This window comes from Staphylococcus sp. FSL H8-0121, assembly GCF_038008425.1.
Lineage (GTDB): Bacteria > Bacillota > Bacilli > Staphylococcales > Staphylococcaceae > Staphylococcus > Staphylococcus pasteuri.
Genome location: NZ_JBBOZB010000012.1, coordinates 1 through 1,669, shown reverse-complemented (window position 1 = coordinate 1,669; position 1,669 = coordinate 1). Strand labels below are relative to the sequence as shown.

General features: G+C 49.6%; 1 rRNA gene. It reads left to right on the top strand.

The features are described 5' to 3' along the window. The first annotated feature begins 46 nt into the window (after nucleotides 1-46). Nucleotides 47-1,599 (top strand): 16S ribosomal RNA (locus tag LFT63_RS12615). The last annotated feature ends 70 nt before the right edge of the window (nucleotides 1,600-1,669 follow it).

Here is a 1,669-nt window from a genome sequence, read left to right as displayed (position 1 = left end):
ACAACAATTAATTTAGTTTTTATGAGCTAATCAAACATCATAATTTTTTATGGAGAGTTTGATCCTGGCTCAGGATGAACGCTGGCGGCGTGCCTAATACATGCAAGTCGAGCGAACAGATAAGGAGCTTGCTCCTTTGACGTTAGCGGCGGACGGGTGAGTAACACGTGGATAACCTACCTATAAGACTGGGATAACTTCGGGAAACCGGAGCTAATACCGGATAAGATTTTGAACCGCATGGTTCAATAGTGAAAGACGGCCTTGCTGTCACTTATAGATGGATCCGCGCCGTATTAGCTAGTTGGTAAGGTAACGGCTTACCAAGGCAACGATACGTAGCCGACCTGAGAGGGTGATCGGCCACACTGGAACTGAGACACGGTCCAGACTCCTACGGGAGGCAGCAGTAGGGAATCTTCCGCAATGGGCGAAAGCCTGACGGAGCAACGCCGCGTGAGTGATGAAGGTCTTCGGATCGTAAAACTCTGTTATCAGGGAAGAACAAACGTGTAAGTAACTGTGCACGTCTTGACGGTACCTGATCAGAAAGCCACGGCTAACTACGTGCCAGCAGCCGCGGTAATACGTAGGTGGCAAGCGTTATCCGGAATTATTGGGCGTAAAGCGCGCGTAGGCGGTTTTTTAAGTCTGATGTGAAAGCCCACGGCTCAACCGTGGAGGGTCATTGGAAACTGGAAAACTTGAGTGCAGAAGAGGAAAGTGGAATTCCATGTGTAGCGGTGAAATGCGCAGAGATATGGAGGAACACCAGTGGCGAAGGCGACTTTCTGGTCTGTAACTGACGCTGATGTGCGAAAGCGTGGGGATCAAACAGGATTAGATACCCTGGTAGTCCACGCCGTAAACGATGAGTGCTAAGTGTTAGGGGGTTTCCGCCCCTTAGTGCTGCAGCTAACGCATTAAGCACTCCGCCTGGGGAGTACGACCGCAAGGTTGAAACTCAAAGGAATTGACGGGGACCCGCACAAGCGGTGGAGCATGTGGTTTAATTCGAAGCAACGCGAAGAACCTTACCAAATCTTGACATCCTTTGACCGCTCTAGAGATAGAGTTTTCCCCTTCGGGGGACAAAGTGACAGGTGGTGCATGGTTGTCGTCAGCTCGTGTCGTGAGATGTTGGGTTAAGTCCCGCAACGAGCGCAACCCTTAAGCTTAGTTGCCATCATTAAGTTGGGCACTCTAAGTTGACTGCCGGTGACAAACCGGAGGAAGGTGGGGATGACGTCAAATCATCATGCCCCTTATGATTTGGGCTACACACGTGCTACAATGGACAATACAAAGGGCAGCTAAACCGCGAGGTCAAGCAAATCCCATAAAGTTGTTCTCAGTTCGGATTGTAGTCTGCAACTCGACTACATGAAGCTGGAATCGCTAGTAATCGTAGATCAGCATGCTACGGTGAATACGTTCCCGGGTCTTGTACACACCGCCCGTCACACCACGAGAGTTTGTAACACCCGAAGCCGGTGGAGTAACCATTTATGGAGCTAGCCGTCGAAGGTGGGACAAATGATTGGGGTGAAGTCGTAACAAGGTAGCCGTATCGGAAGGTGCGGCTGGATCACCTCCTTTCTAAGGATATATTCGGAACATCTTCGTAGAAGATGAAGGAATAACATTGACATATTGTATTCAGTTTTGA